Annotated in this window: 20 protein-coding genes; 6 read left to right on the forward strand and 14 right to left on the reverse strand. The window is 40.5% G+C overall.

The features are described from left to right. Positions 1-20: 20 nt before the first annotated feature. Positions 21-1,763 carry an FAD-dependent oxidoreductase gene (locus LXF01_RS05290; RefSeq protein WP_233945140.1) on the reverse strand — a complete coding sequence of 581 codons (1,743 nt, stop codon included), beginning with the start codon at positions 1,761-1,763 and terminating at the stop codon, positions 21-23. A gap of 156 nt (positions 1,764-1,919) precedes the next feature. Between LXF01_RS05290 and LXF01_RS05295 the strand changes: the two genes are divergently transcribed. After that, positions 1,920-2,801, forward strand: coding sequence for a LysR family transcriptional regulator (locus LXF01_RS05295; protein WP_233945141.1), 882 nt, complete (start codon positions 1,920-1,922; stop codon positions 2,799-2,801). Positions 2,802-2,816: 15 nt separating this feature from the next. After that, positions 2,817-3,134, forward strand: a complete 318-nt coding sequence (locus tag LXF01_RS05300) for a Nif3-like dinuclear metal center hexameric protein (protein WP_180003281.1) — start codon at positions 2,817-2,819, stop codon at positions 3,132-3,134. 208 nt (positions 3,135-3,342) lie between these two features. Here the strand turns inward: LXF01_RS05300 and LXF01_RS05305 are convergent, their stop codons facing one another. Continuing rightward, positions 3,343-4,116, reverse strand: coding sequence for a nitroreductase family protein (locus tag LXF01_RS05305; protein ID WP_078192029.1), 774 nt, complete (start codon positions 4,114-4,116; stop codon positions 3,343-3,345). 95 nt (positions 4,117-4,211) lie between these two features. After that, positions 4,212-5,012 carry an enoyl-CoA hydratase-related protein gene (locus LXF01_RS05310; protein ID WP_078192396.1) on the reverse strand — a complete coding sequence of 267 codons (801 nt, stop codon included), beginning with the start codon at positions 5,010-5,012 and terminating at the stop codon, positions 4,212-4,214. Between the two features lie 106 nt (positions 5,013-5,118). On the opposite strand from LXF01_RS05310, the gene LXF01_RS05315 reads away from it, so the two are divergent. Then, on the forward strand, positions 5,119-5,688 hold the full coding sequence (locus LXF01_RS05315) for a nicotinate-nicotinamide nucleotide adenylyltransferase (protein WP_180063427.1): 570 nt from the start codon (positions 5,119-5,121) through the stop codon (positions 5,686-5,688). 86 nt (positions 5,689-5,774) lie between these two features. After that, positions 5,775-6,341, forward strand: a complete 567-nt coding sequence (locus tag LXF01_RS05320) for a YceI family protein (RefSeq protein ID WP_233945142.1) — start codon at positions 5,775-5,777, stop codon at positions 6,339-6,341. 16 nt (positions 6,342-6,357) lie between these two features. Here LXF01_RS05320 and LXF01_RS05325 read toward each other — a convergent pair whose 3' ends face one another. Beyond that, positions 6,358-7,245, reverse strand: a complete 888-nt coding sequence (locus tag LXF01_RS05325) for a LysR family transcriptional regulator ArgP (RefSeq protein WP_180115004.1) — start codon at positions 7,243-7,245, stop codon at positions 6,358-6,360. 139 nt (positions 7,246-7,384) lie between these two features. Here LXF01_RS05325 and LXF01_RS05330 point away from each other — a divergent pair, with 139 nt between their 5' ends. Then, complete coding sequence (locus tag LXF01_RS05330; protein WP_233945143.1) at positions 7,385-7,984, forward strand: LysE/ArgO family amino acid transporter; 600 nt, start codon at positions 7,385-7,387, stop codon at positions 7,982-7,984. 59 nt (positions 7,985-8,043) lie between these two features. On the opposite strand, the gene LXF01_RS05335 is transcribed toward LXF01_RS05330, so the two are convergent. The 5 genes from LXF01_RS05335 to dapD all read right to left on the reverse strand — a co-directional run bounded on the left by LXF01_RS05335 (position 8,044) and on the right by dapD (position 11,404). Continuing rightward, complete coding sequence (locus LXF01_RS05335) at positions 8,044-8,502, reverse strand: peroxiredoxin (RefSeq protein ID WP_111883962.1); 459 nt, start codon at positions 8,500-8,502, stop codon at positions 8,044-8,046. Positions 8,503-8,637: 135 nt separating this feature from the next. Next, a complete protein-coding gene (locus LXF01_RS05340) occupies positions 8,638-9,045 on the reverse strand; it encodes a hypothetical protein (protein WP_078192024.1) in 408 nt (135 codons plus the stop codon). A 13-nt stretch (positions 9,046-9,058) separates the two neighbouring features. Continuing rightward, a complete protein-coding gene (gene queC, locus LXF01_RS05345) occupies positions 9,059-9,730 on the reverse strand; it encodes a 7-cyano-7-deazaguanine synthase QueC (RefSeq protein WP_078190349.1) in 672 nt (223 codons plus the stop codon). 29 nt (positions 9,731-9,759) lie between these two features. Then, entirely contained in the window at positions 9,760-10,470 is a 711-nt protein-coding gene (gene queE / locus LXF01_RS05350; protein WP_233945144.1) for a 7-carboxy-7-deazaguanine synthase QueE, read from the reverse strand. 112 nt (positions 10,471-10,582) lie between these two features. Beyond that, complete coding sequence (gene dapD, locus LXF01_RS05355; RefSeq protein ID WP_233945145.1) at positions 10,583-11,404, reverse strand: 2,3,4,5-tetrahydropyridine-2,6-dicarboxylate N-succinyltransferase; 822 nt, start codon at positions 11,402-11,404, stop codon at positions 10,583-10,585. Between the two features lie 374 nt (positions 11,405-11,778). On the opposite strand from dapD, the gene carO reads away from it, so the two are divergent. Continuing rightward, complete coding sequence (carO, locus tag LXF01_RS05360) at positions 11,779-12,489, forward strand: ornithine uptake porin CarO (RefSeq protein ID WP_180023341.1); 711 nt, start codon at positions 11,779-11,781, stop codon at positions 12,487-12,489. A gap of 59 nt (positions 12,490-12,548) precedes the next feature. On the opposite strand, the gene LXF01_RS05365 is transcribed toward carO, so the two are convergent. From LXF01_RS05365 to cysT, 5 genes are all read right to left on the reverse strand, one after another. Next, positions 12,549-13,763 (reverse strand): OmpP1/FadL family transporter, encoded by a 1,215-nt coding sequence (locus LXF01_RS05365; RefSeq protein ID WP_233945146.1) that lies wholly within the window; start codon positions 13,761-13,763, stop codon positions 12,549-12,551. Positions 13,764-13,925: 162 nt separating this feature from the next. Continuing rightward, positions 13,926-14,849 (reverse strand): CysB family HTH-type transcriptional regulator, encoded by a 924-nt coding sequence (locus LXF01_RS05370; protein ID WP_078192020.1) that lies wholly within the window; start codon positions 14,847-14,849, stop codon positions 13,926-13,928. 55 nt (positions 14,850-14,904) lie between these two features. After that, on the reverse strand, positions 14,905-15,966 hold the full coding sequence (locus LXF01_RS05375) for a sulfate/molybdate ABC transporter ATP-binding protein (protein WP_233945147.1): 1,062 nt from the start codon (positions 15,964-15,966) through the stop codon (positions 14,905-14,907). 11 nt (positions 15,967-15,977) lie between these two features. Next, positions 15,978-16,865, reverse strand: coding sequence for a sulfate ABC transporter permease subunit CysW (gene cysW, locus LXF01_RS05380; RefSeq protein ID WP_233945148.1), 888 nt, complete (start codon positions 16,863-16,865; stop codon positions 15,978-15,980). Next, complete coding sequence (gene cysT / locus LXF01_RS05385) at positions 16,862-17,695, reverse strand: sulfate ABC transporter permease subunit CysT (RefSeq protein ID WP_180003266.1); 834 nt, start codon at positions 17,693-17,695, stop codon at positions 16,862-16,864. The genes cysW and cysT overlap by 4 nt, the downstream gene beginning before the upstream one ends. Positions 17,696-17,743: the final 48 nt, after the last annotated feature.

The following is a 17,743-nucleotide window of genomic DNA, read 5'->3' on the forward strand; positions in this document are numbered from 1 at the left end:
CCCGAAGGTGGTTTTTTTGATTAAACAGCCAATTGAATCTGTTTTAGCACCGCTTTTAAGGTATTTTCATAATCAAATGCAGCATTGGTACTGTCTTGGTATCGCCAAGCGACATAACCATCTGGACGGACTAAGACTGCGCCTGATTCATGGATTTCAGATTTCGCATTCCATGTACCATACACATCACGGTATTCACGTGAACCAATTTGAATCACATCTAAATAAGGCAGATTCAACGATTCGGCAGCAGTTTTCCAACCTTTGCCTGAAAGACCTGTCAGTAGGGTGAAACGACCATGCCCTGTAATATCTAACGTTGATTGCTTATCGCCTTTGGCATCAATAATCCAAGTATGTGGAACTTTAGCCCCCGGACGCGTGGTTGCTTGCAAGTAAAGCTGTTGATCTTTGGCAAAGATCTCAGGTTCAGATTCAGCAATCATGGCATTGGATGTATAGCGCTGATTCAACTCTACACCTTGGGCATTAAACTCAAAGTTTTTAATTTCTAAGGCTTGATATAGCTTTTGACGAATTTCTGCAGCTTGTTCATCTTCCGCAAAAATACGTTGCATCATTTGAGCTTGAGTTGTGATGCCTTGGTCAAAGCCAAATACCTCTTTGAGATGCTTATAGTCAAAGCGAGATTGATTGGCACGCGCCACGATTTGCTTGCCGACAGGCGCACGCTCAGTGGTATAAGATTCAAGTAGAGCTGGAGCAGCCCAACCTTTGATGGCATACGCCAATTTCCAACCGAGGTTAAAGGCATCTTGCATACAGGTATTTGAACCTAAGCCACTTGATGGTGGATGACGATGCACCGCATCACCACCGCAGAATACACGACCTTTTGAATATTCAGTTGCCCATGTTTGGTTCACATACCAATAAGACAATTTTTGAATTTCGACATTTTCTACTTCAGCACCGACAAAGGCATTTAAACGCGCACGAACTTGCTCTTCGGTGACTTGTGGTTCGCCTTTGGAAATATCAAAGCCCCAACCCATAATCCATTCATTCCAAGGTGTAATGGCACGGAGTAAGCCCATGCCCAGATCACCAAAGCTCGCTTCAGGGTTAACAATCCATTGCAAAATAGCAGGGCGGTTTTTCACATATTGAGAGAGATCTGCTTTAAAAGTCACATACACCGTTCCTGCACGAGCCATGATCCCTTCGAGGGGTAAATCAAGCTCTTCAAGCACTTTAGAGCGAGCACCATCCATACCAATTAAATATTTGGCACGTAAGCTAAATTCAGTTTGGGTAATGCGATTAAGGAATGTTGCTGTTACGCCATGTTCATCTTGTATATGCGATAAATATTCAGTATTAAAATTATAAATCGCACCACGCTCGGCTGCATTTTTTACCAACAAAGCTTCCATTTTCGGTTGAATAAGATCGACTAATGGACAGGGGCTACCTTTAATATAATCGCCATGACGTTCATCGCCCGTGCCCCAAGCACTCATACGGGCAATTTCTTCACCGACAAGACTTGTGGTAATGAGGCTTTCACCCATCTGCTCCCAAGGCGTTGCAATTTCTTTGACCTGTTCTTCGATACCTAAGTCACGCAACACTTCCATCGCACGTTGGTTGGTAATATGGGCACGAGGACTATTGGCTAACCAATTAAATTGGGTAAAAAGCTGAACCTGAATACCGTAATTTGCCAAGGCTAAACCTAAAGTAGAACCTGCAGGCCCTGTGCCAATAATCAGAACATCGGTATCGTATTGCTGTGTCATACAAAACTCCATGTGTATGTGAAGCGCAAACTTGGAATAGTTCGCAGTCTAGGCAAATGATTTTCCGAGTAGAATGGATATTCATATAAACTATAGATCTATTGGTATTTTGACTGCATGACACGGGTGATGTAGTGAGTGTGTGGAGTGAAGCGAATGGAATTACGACATTTACGTTATTTTGTGACGGTGGCGAAAGAACAGAGTTTCACTAAGGCAGCGGAAAAACTATTTACAGCACAACCATCGCTCAGTCAGCAAATTAAAGACTTAGAGCAGGAGGTTGGGGTGCAATTATTTGAACGTTCTGCCCGAAAAGTCTTACTGACCGATGAAGGGCAGGCTTTTCTCAAATATGCCGAGCAAGCAATTCAAAATGCCAAACAAGCTGTAGCTGCAGCTCGCCACGTGGCGCAAGCTAAAAATAACCAAATACATATTGGCTTTTTAAATGTCGCAGAATTGAAAATTATGCCGAGTATTTTGGCGCAATTAAAACAACATATCCCAGATTTAAAAATTCATTTACATAGCTTGACGTGTACAGAGCAAATCCAAAAACTCAAAAATACTGAATTGGATATTAGTTTTACTCGTTATCACTTAAGTCATGACGACTTTACCAATATTCAGGTTTTAAGTGAGCAGATCTATCTAGTCGGTGCAGCGCATCTGCATCCATCAGATCGCATCTTAAAACTTCAAGAGTTAAAAAATCACACCATTATTATGTGTGAACAAAATGCTTCTCCTGTTTTTTACGATACCTTAAATGCCTTGATTCCTTTTGATCAGCATCAACATGATCACATGCTGTGGGTGACTAATGTCATGCAGCATTTAAATTTGATTAATATGGGCATGGGACTGAGTTTTGTGCCCGAGTATTTACTCAAGTTTTTAAATGATTCGGTCAAAGTTATTCAAACAGATGTGGATTTACCGAAATTAGGTTTATATGCAACCTATCCGCATGCATCGAATAATGTTGCATTAAAAATGATTTACAGTGCTTTAAATAATGTAACTGCACAATAGCGTCTGGAATAACCAATGTTAAAACTGATTTATTATGTACCTGAGTCTCACTTAGAGTCGACTAAACTGGCCGTATTTGAAGCAGGAGCAGGCGGTATAGGCAACTATGAACACTGCGCTTGGCAAGTAATTGGAACAGGGCAGTTTAAACCTGTAAAAGGTGCAAATCCATTTATTGGTGAGTTGGATCAGCTTGAATCTATCCCTGAATGGCGTGTGGAAACCATCGTGCCTGAAGAGAAGGCGAGTGAGGTCGCAAGGGCTTTAAAAGCAAGTCATCCTTATGAAGAGCCGGCATTTGAGTTTATTCAAATGGTGGATATTCAATTTTAATGATGCTTTTAAATTTTTAAGTTATAGAAAAAAGTAGATACACGAAGGGTGACATGGATGTCAACCGTTAGACAGAGATTTAAGGATGAATCTTCTGTCTAACAAGGGATTTTGGTTACTTTGATCCTTCAAAGTAACGTAATACCTACGCGTTATACACTAAAGTCACGTAGCTAATTGAGGTTGTGAGTATTCAATTGAAAGCAAGTTAAACCTTCTGAATAAATAAATCACGATCAAAACGATACTGCGGGAAGAACACACCATCTTTAGCACGTTCACCTGCACCAATCACCATCACTGGGTATTGCTGAGCATTTAATCCTAAAATCTTCTTCACCAAAGGTTCATCAAAACCTTCCATCATACAACTGTCAAAACCATAGGCGCGTAAAGCCAAAACTAAGTTTTCACAAGCCAATGCTGTAGTTTTGCTCGCCCAAAGTTTAGCATCTGCTTCATTAAATGCTGTTACAGGCAATTGTTTATCCAGTGTACGTGCAACTTTGAAAGCAACTTTCTTAAAGTTACCTAGGGCGTTGAAGTAACCAGTTTTATAGTTATAAGGAATAAACTTGTAATACTTCTGTACCGCTGCAGGTGCTTCAGGAAATGGAAATTCCGAAATATTCCGTTTTGCCATTTCATCTACACGGTCGGTACGCGCGACACAGACAATCAATTCAGCAGCAGTTTTTGCAGCTAATTGCCCTAAGCAAGCTTTCACCAATTGTTTTTTCTTTGCGGGATTCTGAACGACATAGAATGTCCACGGTTGTAAATTCGATGAATTCGGTGCAAGCAGGGCAAGGTCTAAGCATTCATCTAAAACGTCGTTTGGAATGGCCTTGTCGGTAAACTTACGTACAGAACGACGGCTTTGTACAACTTTTTTAAAATTCTCGATATCGATGCCTTCAGGCGCAGGCTCGTAGTAGCGTTTCTTTTCAGGTTTAGTTTCAGTTTGTGATACTGCAGTCATGTGGAAACATCCAGTTTTTTAATTTAGAAAATAGATTGGGGCTGAGATGAAAAAAACCACCCAAATATGAGTGGTTTTTTAGTTCCATTAAAACATTAATTGAACTGAGAGAAGTCAGGTTTGCGTTTTTGCATAAAGGCGGCAACAGCTTCCATCATTTCTGGAGAGCCTACTCGATCCATGAAAATTTCAGCTTCATGGTCAATCCATGCCACGATTTCATCTACATTATGTTTCATTAATGCTTTTGATTGAACCAAAGATGCTAGTGGAAGTGCAGATAACTGTGCTGCTTTTTTCGCAGCTGTCGCATAAGCATCTTCTTCAATGCTATTGACCAAATTTGCTGAAAGCGCTGTCGCACTATCAAACTTCTGAGCAGTTAACAGTAATTCCGCCGCTTTATGGTAGCCGGCTTGTTGAACCAATAGCTTGCTCGATGCACCTTCAGGCGATAGACCAAGGCTCACAAACGGAATTTGGAATAGGGCAGTATTGTCGCTGTAGACTAGATCGCAATGAAGCAGAATCGTAACACCAATCCCAATGGCAACACCACGAACCGCAGCAATCAGCGGCTTAGAAAATTGAGCAGCAGATTTTAACAAAATAAAAGGTGCGCCTTCTGAAGCTGGAGCTTGTCCTTTTTGAGCAGCAGATTTCATAAAATCTTGCATGTCATTGCCCGCACTGAAGTCTGCATCTTGACCACGGAGTACTACTACACGCACTGAAGTATCTTGATCAGCTTCATCTAATGCTTTTGCAATCCACAGATATAATTCTGTATACAGCGCGTTCTTCGCCTGAGGTCGGTTAATGGCTAAGGTCAGTACGCCATTGTCCAAATTCGCATTCAAATGTTCATGGGGTTGTTGAATACAGCTCAGTGTCATCGTACTATCCTTGCGTAAAAGTTTCGTTTTGATTTTATGCTCGACATTATGTCGCATATTTCAGCCTGTGGCACAACTGCTCAGTTCATAAAAAGTTTGATTTGATATGAAATATACATTTGATTATTTGGTTTTCATTGGGCGTTTTCAGCCGTTCCATTTAGCGCATTTGCAAACCATTAAAATTGCCTTACAACAAAGTCAATATGTGCTTTTAGCACTGGGTTCGGCGCAAAATGAACGTAATATCAAAAATCCATTTTTGGCTGTAGAACGTGAGCAGATGATCCTGTCGAATTTTTCAGAGCAAGATCAGAAGCGAATCAAGTTTGTGCATGTGATAGATGTATATAACGATGAAAAATGGCAAAAGTTAGTCAAATCTTTGGTGAATGATGTAATTGAAACGAATGCAAAAGTCGGTTTGATCGGGCATTTTAAAGATGATTCTTCTTATTATTTAAAATTCTTCCCCGAGTGGGAAATGGTTGAGCTGGATAGTCTAGAAGGGGCGATTTCTGCGACACCAGTACGTGAAGCGTATTTTCGTGGTGAAATTGAACGAGATGCCTTTCCTCAAGGTACCATTGATTTTTTGCAAAAATTTCAACAGACAGACATTTATAAACAACTTCAACACAAATTTATGACTCAGGATAAAACAAATCTGCTATAAAAAAACGCTAAATTTCTAGCACCACAATGGAGTAAAAAAATAAACATTGTAGTGCTTTTAGGCTGTGTTTTATTCAGGAGAAAAACATGAATTTGCGTCAGGGAACGTTTGCAAAATATATGGGAGCCTTCGCTTTATGTTGCGTATTTCCCCTACATGCTGCTGAATGGACGCTAACGCCTAATAGTCAGGTCACTTTTGGTATTAAATCTGTGGGGCTGTCTATTGTAGAAGGCCGCTTTAATAAGGTTCAATCGAACCTAAAATTTGATCCTGAAATTCCGCATAAAGGTTCAGCGCATTTAGTGTTAGATGTCGATAGCATCAGTTTTAATAACCCAAGCTTGAAAGGATTAATCTTGGGGAGCGAATATTTTGATGCTGCTGAATTTAAGCAAGTGAAGTTTGTCAGTAAACAAATCGAACCAGTCGCTTATGCCAAGTATATGATTCGAGGGGATCTCACCATTCGTGGCATCACTAAACCTGTGATCTTTGATACCACACTTGCCCCTAGTCCACAAAATCCAAAAGTGTTGGATGTTCAATCTTTAGCAACCATTAAACGTAGTGATTTTGGTATGCGTAAAGCACTTGGTGGTGTAGGGGAGCAAGTATTAATACAACTCAAAGGCCAATGGCGGATTGAATAACCCTATTTTGCTGGCTTCAACACATATGATCTTTGGCGTGTTGTAGCATAAAAGCAGTTATTTTCTGTAATTGAATTGATTGTTGGTTCCAATGATGCCAATACAAGGCTAAATCAATACTGAGTTCTGTTGAAAGCTCTATCAATTTTCCCGCTGCTAATAAGTCTTTGCTTTGATAGTCGGGTAACCATCCATAGCCCAAGCCCATCGTAATGGCATCAAAAAATGCAGTTGAAGAGGGAATGAAATGATGCGGATATTGTGAAGGATTGAGCCCGAAATTTTTCTGAATCGATTGCGTATGTAGGTCATCCTTCTCATTAAAAATCAGTGCAGGCGCAGCCCTTAAGGCATTTCGCGTCACGCCTTGACCGAACCATCTTTGGATAAAATCAGGGGTTGCTACAAATCGATAATGCATTTCACCCAGATATTCTGCAATGCAGCCCTTCATGGCTTCCGATTCTGTTGTGACACAGGCATTGACTAGTCCTGCTTCTAATAAATGATGTGTTTGTGACTGATCATCGACCTGAAAATGAATCACTATTTTTTCTTCAATTAAGAGATTTTTGAGTAGCGGAAGCAACCATGTCGCAAGTGAGTCAGCATTGGTTGCAATATTGACTTGATAAAACGCATTCCCCGTTTGTCCTGTTAGATTTTGCAGAAAATTATGTTCTAATAATTTGCTATGTTGTAGATAATGCAATAAAGATTGGCCTGCGAGTGTTGGGCGGCAGGGCCGTTCACGCACAATGAGTACATGACCTAATTTCTTTTCTAAGGTTTGCAGCCTGAGCGTGACCGCAGATGCCGTAATGTTTAAACGCAGTGCCGCTTGTTCAAAGCTTCCTGTTTCAGCAACTGCAAGAAAAGCTTCGCTATGTTTGCTTTGTAACATGAGTCACCTATGAGCATTAGAAATTTCACAAACTAAGAAAAACTTAGTTATATTGATATTTATTTATAAATACTTATTTTTAACAATAAGCTTCGATAATAGCAAGATTCATTTAATGCTTTAAAAGTGTAGTTAAAAAATGTTGCACAGTTATATGCAAGGGCTCGCAATTGGATTTAGCCTAATTATCGCGATTGGTGCGCAAAATGCGTTTATTCTTAAGCAAGGGTTAAAAAAGCAGTATGTCTTTTGGCTCTGCGCTATTTGTGCTGCTTCTGATTCGATACTCATCTTATTGGGTGTACTCGGATTCTCCCAATTGGTTGAAAGTTATCCGGAAATTGTCAATGGAGCTAAATATTTGGGCGCAACTTTTTTAGCAGTTTATGGAGCACAGCATTTTCTGCAAGCCTTCAAAACTTCGAGCAGTTTAGCGCCCAGTGAGAAGAATGAAACCAAACTATTGAAGTTGGTGCTGATTTGCTTGGCTTTAACGTGGTTAAATCCACATGTATATCTCGATACGGTTGTGCTGATTGGGTCTATTTCAACGAAGTTTGAATCGACAGTCGTATATTTTGCGATTGGGGCAATTACAGCTTCATGGGTATTTTTCTTTGTCCTCGGATTTGGTGCACGCTATTTATTACCGCTCTTCCAAAGTGCAAAGGCATGGAAGGTTTTAGACTTTATTATTGGCGTTGTGATGTGGGGAATTGCAATTTCATTATTGCTCTAGTTAGATGACCTCATTAAGTTTGAGCCTAATCCTATAGGAGCAGGCTCAAATCATTTATTTTATGCTGCTTGTAGTGCTTTTAAATCTTCTAAGACTTGTTCTGCATGGCCTGCAGCTTTGACTTTACGATATTCTTTTACCAGCTTGCCATGATGGAAAATAAAGGTTGAACGTTCGATGCCCATAACCTTTTTGCCATACATATTTTTTTCTTTAATCACGTCAAAATGCTGACATAGCACTTCTTCTTTATCACTGATTAAATCAATGCTTAGATTTTGCTTTTCAGTGAAGTTTTGATGGGCTTTAACTGAGTCACGAGAAATGCCGTAGATTGGGGTATTAAGCGCATCAAACTGATCTTTTAAGCATGAAAACCCAATGGCTTGCGTCGTACAACCCGGTGTTGAATCTTTAGGATAGAAGTAGACGATCAGCCAGTCATTGTTGAGTTCTGCAAGGTTGACTTCACCTGAGGTGGTTGGGAAGGTTTGATTTGGTAAGCTAATTTCAGTCATGAAGATTTCCTTTTTCATGTCTTATCCCTAAACGGGCTTAAACAAAGTATGTGAAATATGACCATCATACAGAATTTACTTTGAACTTAAAGCAATAAAAAAGCCTGCAATTGCAGGCTTTTTTGAGACGAAAAATTATTTTTTCGCTTGAGCAGATTTCATTGCTTCTTCAGTTAAATTTTTTAATTTACCTGTTAACTGAGGACCGAAGCATGCTTGTAAATCTTTATTTTGTTTTTGAACAAAAGCGAGTGTTGCAGGGCTTTTCTTCTGGTTGATTGTGCTTTGGATTTCCCATTTTTGAGCATTGGTTAAACGACCATCTGCTTCAACAGCACAAGTACAGTATTTGCTAACTTCAGCGGCAGTTAGTTTTTTACCTTTGCCAGTTTCTTCTTTACAAACATTAATTAACGAAGATTTTACGTTAGTGCTCTTATATGCTTGTTGAAGCTTGTCGTTGTCAGCGTGTGCAACTGAAGCAAACAATGCAGCTGCAGAGAAAGCAGCAGAAAGAATAATGTTTGATTTTAAATTTTTCATAAACCCTACCTTGTTATTTCGGTATGTAACGTGTCGGATCTTCAACACCTGCGTCAACGAAACCTTGTTTACGAAGACGACAGCTATCGCATTTACCGCAAGCACGACCTTGGTCATCTGCTTGATAGCAAGACACCGTTTGACTGTAGTCTACGCCATGTTCTATACCTAAGCGAATGATATTTGCTTTGGATAAATGTAACAGAGGTGTTTCAAATTTAAGTGGTTTTCCTTCAACGCCAACCTTTGTTGCAAGGCGAGCCATGTTGGCAAATGCTTCGATAAACTCTGGACGACAGTCTGGATAGCCTGAGTAATCAACTGCATTAATACCAATGACAATCGCTTCTGCACCAAAAACTTCCGCCGCAGCTAAAGCATATGACAAGAAAATCGTGTTACGCGCTGGTACATAAGTTACAGGAATACCGGCTTGTTCATGATCAGGAACTTCAATGCTATGGTCAGTTAACGCAGAGCCACCTAAGTTACCTAAATCGATATTAATGACACGATGTTCTACACCAGCCTGCTTGGTTAACTCACGAGCAGCATCCAGTTCTGTCGTAGAACGTTGACCATACATAAAACTTAAGGCGATACATTCATAACGTGCTTGAGCCCAAGCTAAACAAGTGGTTGAGTCTAAGCCGCCAGACAATAAAACTATGGCACGAGGGCGCATATGCATTACTCCAAATAATTCTTTAAAACTTAACGACCAGTTTCATCGTTCCAAAGCAATTTATGTAATTGCAATTGGAAGCGAACAGGGAGATGGTCTTCTAAAATCCATTGTGCTAAATCACGTGCAAGCTGAGGCAAACGAACAGCACCTTTTTCAATGGCAAAGGCCGGAGAGAACCAAATGGTGCTAACTTTTTCGTTTAGCTTATAGCGCTCAACTTGCTGTTTTGACCATTCATAGTCTTCACGATTACAAATTACAAATTTGATCTGATCATGCGCTGTTAAATGGTCGAAGTTGCTAAGCAAGTTTCGTGCAACTTCACCCGATGTCGGGGTTTTTAAATCCATAACCTTTGAAACACGTGGGTCAACTTTAGACACGTCTAAAGCACCACTTGTTTCTAAAGAAACTTCGCAGCCTAAATCGGCCAGACGAGTCATAAGGGGAAGGGCGTTCGGTTGAGCAAGCGGCTCACCACCCGTCACGCAAATATAAGGGGTTTTAAAATCTAAAGTAGTTTGAATAATTTCTTCTAATGATTGGCGTTCACCGCCTTCAAACGAATAGGTTGTATCACAATAAGTGCAACGTAACGGACAGCCCGTTAAGCGGATAAAGACCGTAGGCAAACCTGCGGTATTGGCTTCACCTTGCAATGAATAAAAAATCTCCGTAATACGTAAACCCGCAGACGGATCAGAAACAGGAATAGCGGAAGATCGAAGGGTATTCATAGCAAAATTAACCAGATATAAAAAAACAAAAAATCTCTACGATTATTGCTAACCGTAGAGACGAGGAGCGATAGAAGCTCCACGGAACACGAATGCTCCGCTGAAATAAAACTTAGTCTTCGCGTAATAATTCGTTCAAGCTTGTTTTCGCACGAGTTTTCGCGTCAACTTTTTTCACGATTACTGCAGCATATAGGCTGTATTTACCGCATTTAGAAGGCAGGCTGCCAGAAACCACAACAGAGCCAGCAGGAACACGACCGTAATGGATTTCGCCAGTTTCACGGTCATAAATCTTAGTCGATTGACCAATAAATACGCCCATTGAAATCACAGAACCTTCTTCTACGATCACACCTTCAACGATCTCAGAACGCGCGCCAATAAAGCAATTGTCTTCAATGATTGTTGGGTTCGCTTGAAGTGGTTCAAGAACACCACCAATACCAACGCCACCAGATAAGTGAACATTTTTACCAATTTGAGCACATGAACCAACGGTTGCCCATGTATCAACCATAGTACCTTCGTCAACATATGCACCAATATTGACATATGAAGGCATCAATACAACATTTTTTGCTTGGAAAGAACCTTTACGTGCTACAGCAGGTGGTACTACACGTACACCAGCAGCTTTAAATTGTTCTTCAGTCCAGTCAGAGAACTTAGTATCAACTTTGTCATAGAAGCGTAAGTCACAAGCTTCCATTGGTTTGTTGTCGTTCAATTTGAATGAAAGCAAAACGGCTTTTTTCACCCATTGATGAACAATCCATTCACCATCAATTTTTTCAGCAACACGTAATGTACCGTTATCTAGGCCAGCGATCGCTTCTTCTACTGCTGTACGTACTTCAGCAGGACAGTCAGCTGCAGTGAAATTAGCACGGTCTTCAAACGCTTGTTCAATGATTGTTGAAAGCTGAGACATGTTCTTCCATCCAGAAAAAAATTTTCCAAGATTTTACACTAAATCGAGTTAAAAATAGATGGTAAATCGGCCTAGGATCGGAATTAATTATTAAGCAAGTACTAAAACCAAGAAATTAAGAGTGATGAATTTAGCATTTTCATAAGGTTTGTATAAAAAATACGCAAAATATACAGAATTGTTCCTTAACATCATTATTATATTTAAAAAAATGAAACAAAAACTCTTTATTAATCAATATTAAAATCTAAATGTATCAAAAGTTAACAAAAAATCAGTAAATTTGCATAAATGTTGAGCTGTGTTTCCTTTTAACATGTGCCATATAACAAGTCTGTAAAATCTGAATAACAGTTTATTTTGAGGAGAAACACATGAAATCATTACGTTTATTAACAGTAGCTGCTCTACTTACTGCTGCAGGTACTGCAATGGCAGATACCTCTGTAGTTCATGATGGCTATGCATTTGATCAAAACCAACTTATCCCAACTGGCGCTCGTCTAGAAGTGGGTACGACTGGTTATGGTGGTGCGTTACTTTGGACTGCGAACCCATACGTCGGCCTTGCATTAGGTTATAACGGTGGTGATATTTCATGGTCTGATGATTTATCTGTCGATGGCGTAAAATACGACATGGATATGGATAACAAAGTTGGTTACTTAAATGCAGAAGTTCGTCCTTGGGGTGCAAGTGCTAATCCATGGGCTCAAGGTCTTTATGTTGCTGCGGGTGTAGGTTATATCGACACTGAATATGGTTTGAAATCTACAGCGAAAAGCGGTGAAATCGAAATTGATGGTAAAGAAACTTCTTTCGAACGCCTAAACGGTAAAGTGTCTTACGATAACGATATCGCACCATACCTAGGTTTTGGTTTTGCACCAAAATTAAATAAAAACTGGGGCGTATTCGGTGAAGTAGGTGCTTATTACACTGGTAACCCAACTGCAAAATTAACGGCTGTTGGTGGTACTGCTGCTGACCGCGAATTACTTGCTGACCATGAACGTAGCATCGAACAAGATGACAAATATGAATGGCTTCCAGTAGGTAAAGTAGGTGTGAGCTACCATTGGTAAGTTCTTACTGAAACAAAAAAAACGAGCTTCGGCTCGTTTTTTTTGTTTTTAGAAAGCGTTTAAAATCTGTGACCAAATTTCAGACCATAGATCATGGCATCATTGTCTGAGACACTTGCAAGACCTGAAATATGAGATGTTTCAGTATTCGATGGTTTTGAGAGTTTCATATAATACAGGCCAGTCGCTAGAAAATTGTTCGGGTTAAATTTATGCATCATACCTAAACCTAAACCTCGATAGCCATCACTTGGGTTTAAGGTAGACGCCGCATTTCCTGTCCCGTTGTCCCAAATAAACTCTGCAGCAGCGAGCCAACTCGGATTCAATTGATGTGCAATCCCTAACTTTCCTGACCATTGATTTTTCTGATATTCCACCAATTGGATATCAGCTAAATCACGGTATTGTGGATCGAGTGCTGCATATTGAAGCACGGCATTAAACTGCGGTGGCTGAATGTTGAAATCTTTCCAATTAATCCACCGAACTGTGCCAAATACAACATTGTGTGGGCTAATGGCTGTTTGAAAATCAAAATTGACGCTTTGTGGCGTTTGAATTGAGGTATGGGTGTCAAGTACTAATTGAAAAGGACCATTTGAATATAAAGTTGATTCAGAGGTCTTATTTTCATGTTTGATTTTTGAACGATAGGTTAGGCTAGTTTTAATAGCATATTCAGGGATTTGATAACTGAATCCGAGCAGCCAACCAAGCGCTTCATCTTGTTTAAAATCGGCATGGTAGCCATTGAGAGCAGCATATTGTTGTCCAGAAATTTTTAAATCACCTTTAAATGTTTGTAGGCTTAAACCGCTATAAATATTCCAATTATTATTGGGTTGATAGCCTACCAGTCCAGTTAGGTTATGCGTTCTAAAGTTAATATCGGCGCTTTCAATATCGATATTTGAGCTATCTGGTAAGCGAGGACTATATTGATAACTGATATCGGTATGAAAGGGTTGCTCATAAATCACCCCCGCAGAAATATTTTCATGTGCTTGAACCTTGAGTGCAAATTTTCCGGAAAATTGTTGATGGGCGAGATTCCCTGTAGAAAAATCAGTTACGCCTAGTTCACTAATTAAACCTTGGTTCTGTACTTTCCCGTCAATTTGAGCATCAACATAAGCGAAACTGGCTTCAGTATAATTTCCGGGTTCAAGAAAGGCCGAGATCGATTGATCTGAGTTTTCTATCCCTGCTGCATACATGATTTGTATGGGGCAGACGATACCGACTGCCACTGCGACGAATTGATTTTTCATAAAGTCCTGGCTTATGGGTCGGAAGTAATGAGGTTTTAATTTTCATTGTGTTGGATGTATTTTAATCACAATTAAAAATAAAGCCAAGAAAACCTAGATAAAATATGTGTTTACCAAAAAAAGAGGACAGCAGGTGTCCTCTTTAATTCGTTAATTGGCCTATCAGTCTTCTGGGTAAGCGACTTTTTTCAACGCTTTGATGTCGGCATCTGGTGAACATAAAGAAATAAACTCATAGCCATAACCGCGTAGTAAATGTCCTTTGCGAACAGCAATCCAAGTGGTATTAACACCAAAAATATCGGTAGGAATTTGTTTTAAACGGTAATCTCGTTCTGGGTCATATGCCACATCGTTGACAATACCCACTCCCATATTAAGTTCAACATAGGTTTTAATAACGTCTGCATCAAGTGCGGACATCACGATATCAACATCAAAGCCTGAATCTTCAAAGGCTTTATCAATTTTTGAACGACCTGTAAAACCACCGTGATAGGTAATAATTGGATAGTTCGATAAATCTTCAATGGTGATATTTGATTTTTGGGTCAGTGGGTGCTCTTTAGGCGTAATGATGCTGTGTTGCCAGTTGTAGTAAGGCACGCTTGCCAGGTTATCTTCATTGGTTAATGATTCGGTTGCGATCCCGATATCCGCTTCACCTTGAAGGAGCATTTCTGTAATTTCAATAGGGCTTGCTTGTTGCAAAATTAGATGAACTTTTGGAAATTCTTTTTTAAATTGGTTCACAATCGGCGGCAAGACATAACGTGCTTGCGTATGTGTGGTCGCAATCGTCAATGTCCCTTCATCTACTTTGTTAAAGTCATCTGCCAGACGTTTAATATTGTCAGCATCCACGAGCATGCGTTCAACGATACCCAATAATGACTGGCCTGGTTCGGTTAAACCGAGTAGACGTTTACCTTTACGGATAAACAGCTGTACACCAAGTTCATCTTCTAGATCTTTGATGTGTTTACTCACGCCAGACTGCGAGGTGTAAAGTGCAGCAGACGCTTCTGTTAAATTAAAATTCTGACGTACTGTTTCTCGAATAATTCTTAATTGTTGGAAATTCATAATTTTATTTTACCTTAAAAGCAAGTGGGGCTTGTGAAGGCCCCAACTTATTGTTTTATGCAACTTGGTTTTCAAATAAATGCAAGTTAGTTGCACTTAACCATACCGTTTGATTTGGGCGGAATTGATGTGCTTTCGCTTCATCTGCCGTTAATGAAATTTCAATCAGATTGCCTTGACGGTCATGCAGTTCAGCAATGACTTTACCTGCAATCCAAAGCTCACGTACAAAAGTCGCTTGGATGGCATTTTCTTGCGGCTGTGCATGAATACGCAGTTCATCCGGACGAGCGAAGGCAATGACATTTCCTTGCGGCGCATTGGAGTTTTGTGGCAACAAAATTCGGTCTTCACCAATTTGAATGAGGCCATTGCTATTTTGACCTTCAAAACGGTTGGCTTGACCTAAAAAGTCAAATACAAACGGTGTTGCAGGTTTTTCATAAACTTCACGTGGCGAGCCAATCTGTTCTACGTTGCCTTTGTTCATCACAATGATTTGATCAGCCACTTCAAGCGCTTCTTCTTGGTCATGGGTCACGAAAATAGAGGTGATGTGGAGTTCGTCATGCAAGGTACGTAACCAGCGGCGTAATTCTTTACGAACTTTGGCATCCAATGCACCAAAAGGTTCATCCAGTAATAACACACGCGGTTCAACCGCTAATGCACGTGCAAGGGCAATACGTTGACGTTGACCACCTGAAAGCTGAGCAGGGTAACGGTCAGCCAAGAAACCAAGTTGAACAAGATCAAGCAAACGAGTAACCCGTTTTTTGATTTCCGCTTCAGATGGACGTGTTGCACGTGGGCGTACGCGTAAACCAAAAGCAATGTTGTCAAATACGGTCATATGACGGAATAGTGCATAATGTTGGAATACAAAACCAACTTCACGTTCACGGACATGAACTTTAGTGGCATCTTCACCTTCTAGAATGACTTGACCGCTATCGGCAGATTCAAGTCCTGCAATGATACGGAGCAGGGTGGTTTTACCACAGCCTGATGGGCCAAGCAACGCAACGAGCTGGCCATCAGGGAAATCTAAAGAGATATTTTTAAGTGCATGGAATGCACCAAAGTGTTTTTCAATATTTTTTACTTGAATACTCATGAGGTCATTCCTTAAGAAACTTGTGAATCTTCTTTACGCTTGTCTTGTCGTTCCTGACGTAGTTCAACCCATGTTTTTAAAATCAGGGTCACAATCGCCAAGAGCGCTAATAGTGAAGACACAGCAAAAGCAGCACTAAAGGTATATTCGTTATAAAGGATTTCTACGTGTAGCGGTAAGGTATTGGTTTCGCCGCGAATGTGACCTGAAACCACAGAAACAGCACCAAACTCACCCATTGCACGTGCATTACATAGAATCACGCCGTAGATTAAGCCCCATTTGATGTTTGGAAGTGTCACTTTCCAGAAAGTCTGCCAGCCTGAAGCACCCAATACGATTGCTGCTTCTTCTTCCTCTGTTCCTTGAGCTTCCATTAATGGAATCAACTCACGTGCCACAAAAGGAACGGTAATAAACACAGTAGCAAGGACGATGGCTGGAACGGCATATAAAATTTTGATGTCGTTATCCATTAGCCAGCCGCCTAACCAACCTTGAGTACCAAAAATCAGTACCAACATTAAGCCAGCAATGACCGGAGAGACTGAAAATGGCATATCAATTATCGTGGTTAAAATAGATTTACCACGGAAATTAAACTTGGCAACACACCATGCCGCAGCTACACCAAAGACCACGTTTAGCGGTACGGCAATCACAGCTGTTAGTAATGTTAGTTTCACCGCAGATAATGTATCTGGATGAACCAGTGCTTGGAAGTAAACGCCAACACCTTGTTTAAAGGCTTCAATGAAAACCAAAACCAATGGCAGAATCAGGCAGCTTAAGAAGAAAATTAAAGCAATGATGATCAGGGTATAACGAACCCATGTCGGTTCACGCGTTGCATCACGCGACTGTAATTTTTCCGCAAGCGCATTACTGTTCGTATTCATCGTGCAGTTCTCCCTGTACGGCGACTTGCCCATGCTTGAACCAAGTTAATTAAGAATAAAATGGCAAAAGAAATCACCAGCATCACAACCGCAATCGTGGTCGCACCTGCATAATCATATTCTTCAAGGCGAGAGATAATCATCAATGGGGCAATTTCAGTCTTGAAGGGTTGGTTACCTGCGATAAAAATCACCGATCCATATTCACCCACACCACGAGCAAATGCCAAAGCAAAACCTGTTAACAGCGCAGGAAATAGAATAGGTAAGATCACTTTGGTCACGATCTGAAAGCGATTTGCACCCAGTGCAGAAGCTGCTTCTTCAAGTTCAGTTTCTAGGTCGCTCAGTACAGGCTGTACAGTACGAACCACAAAAGGAATACCAATAAAGATGAGGGCCAAGGTAATACCGATCGGGGTATATGCGACTTTAATGCCAATGGGTTCAAGGTACTGACCGATCCAACCAGTCGGTGCATATAACGAAGTCAGTGCAATACCCGCAACGGCAGTTGGCAATGCAAAAGGTAAATCAACCAATGCATCGATAATACGTTTACCCGGGAAGGTATAGCGAACCAAACACCATGCTAAGAGCAAACCAAAAACCACATTGACTAACGCAGCAATAATAGCGGCACTAAAACTCAGTTGTAACGATTTTAAAATACGTTCTGAGCTTAAAATCTCCCATAGTCCTTCCCAACCGATACCTAAAGATTTAATAAATACGGCCGAAAGGGGAATGAGCACAATTAAGGATAAATACGCTAGGGTAAAGCCTAGAGAAAGACCAAATCCTGGCAGCACTCGGGATCGCTGCGACATGATGACTCCTCAAAATGAGAAAAGCTGACTTAAAAGGTCAGCAAAATT

It is taken from the genome of Acinetobacter sp. SH20PTE14, assembly GCF_021391555.1.
Classification (GTDB): Bacteria; Pseudomonadota; Gammaproteobacteria; order Pseudomonadales; family Moraxellaceae; genus Acinetobacter; species Acinetobacter amyesii.

Excerpts from the sequence above, each read along its gene's own strand:
- LXF01_RS05295 (WP_233945141.1), top strand. The coding sequence starts at position 1,920 with ATGGAATTACGACATTTACGTTATTTTGTGACGGTGGCGAAAGAACAG.
- LXF01_RS05320 (WP_233945142.1), top strand. The coding sequence starts at position 5,775 with ATGAATTTGCGTCAGGGAACGTTTGCAAAATATATGGGAGCCTTCGCT.
- LXF01_RS05330 (WP_233945143.1), top strand. The coding sequence starts at position 7,385 with ATGTTGCACAGTTATATGCAAGGGCTCGCAATTGGATTTAGCCTAATT.
- LXF01_RS05340 (WP_078192024.1), bottom strand. The coding sequence starts at position 9,045 with ATGAAAAATTTAAAATCAAACATTATTCTTTCTGCTGCTTTCTCTGCA.
- LXF01_RS05300 (WP_180003281.1), top strand. The coding sequence starts at position 2,817 with ATGTTAAAACTGATTTATTATGTACCTGAGTCTCACTTAGAGTCGACT.
- LXF01_RS05310 (WP_078192396.1), bottom strand. The coding sequence starts at position 5,012 with ATGACACTGAGCTGTATTCAACAACCCCATGAACATTTGAATGCGAAT.
- LXF01_RS05370 (WP_078192020.1), bottom strand. The coding sequence starts at position 14,849 with ATGAATTTCCAACAATTAAGAATTATTCGAGAAACAGTACGTCAGAAT.
- LXF01_RS05335 (WP_111883962.1), bottom strand. The coding sequence starts at position 8,502 with ATGACTGAAATTAGCTTACCAAATCAAACCTTCCCAACCACCTCAGGT.
- queE (WP_233945144.1), bottom strand. The coding sequence starts at position 10,470 with ATGAATACCCTTCGATCTTCCGCTATTCCTGTTTCTGATCCGTCTGCG.
- LXF01_RS05305 (WP_078192029.1), bottom strand. The coding sequence starts at position 4,116 with ATGACTGCAGTATCACAAACTGAAACTAAACCTGAAAAGAAACGCTAC.
- carO (WP_180023341.1), top strand. The coding sequence starts at position 11,779 with ATGAAATCATTACGTTTATTAACAGTAGCTGCTCTACTTACTGCTGCA.
- cysW (WP_233945148.1), bottom strand. The coding sequence starts at position 16,865 with ATGAATACGAACAGTAATGCGCTTGCGGAAAAATTACAGTCGCGTGAT.
- LXF01_RS05315 (WP_180063427.1), top strand. The coding sequence starts at position 5,119 with ATGAAATATACATTTGATTATTTGGTTTTCATTGGGCGTTTTCAGCCG.
- cysT (WP_180003266.1), bottom strand. The coding sequence starts at position 17,695 with ATGTCGCAGCGATCCCGAGTGCTGCCAGGATTTGGTCTTTCTCTAGGC.
- LXF01_RS05325 (WP_180115004.1), bottom strand. The coding sequence starts at position 7,245 with ATGTTACAAAGCAAACATAGCGAAGCTTTTCTTGCAGTTGCTGAAACA.
- queC (WP_078190349.1), bottom strand. The coding sequence starts at position 9,730 with ATGCGCCCTCGTGCCATAGTTTTATTGTCTGGCGGCTTAGACTCAACC.
- dapD (WP_233945145.1), bottom strand. The coding sequence starts at position 11,404 with ATGTCTCAGCTTTCAACAATCATTGAACAAGCGTTTGAAGACCGTGCT.
- LXF01_RS05290 (WP_233945140.1), bottom strand. The coding sequence starts at position 1,763 with ATGACACAGCAATACGATACCGATGTTCTGATTATTGGCACAGGGCCT.
- LXF01_RS05365 (WP_233945146.1), bottom strand. The coding sequence starts at position 13,763 with ATGAAAAATCAATTCGTCGCAGTGGCAGTCGGTATCGTCTGCCCCATA.
- LXF01_RS05375 (WP_233945147.1), bottom strand. The coding sequence starts at position 15,966 with ATGAGTATTCAAGTAAAAAATATTGAAAAACACTTTGGTGCATTCCAT.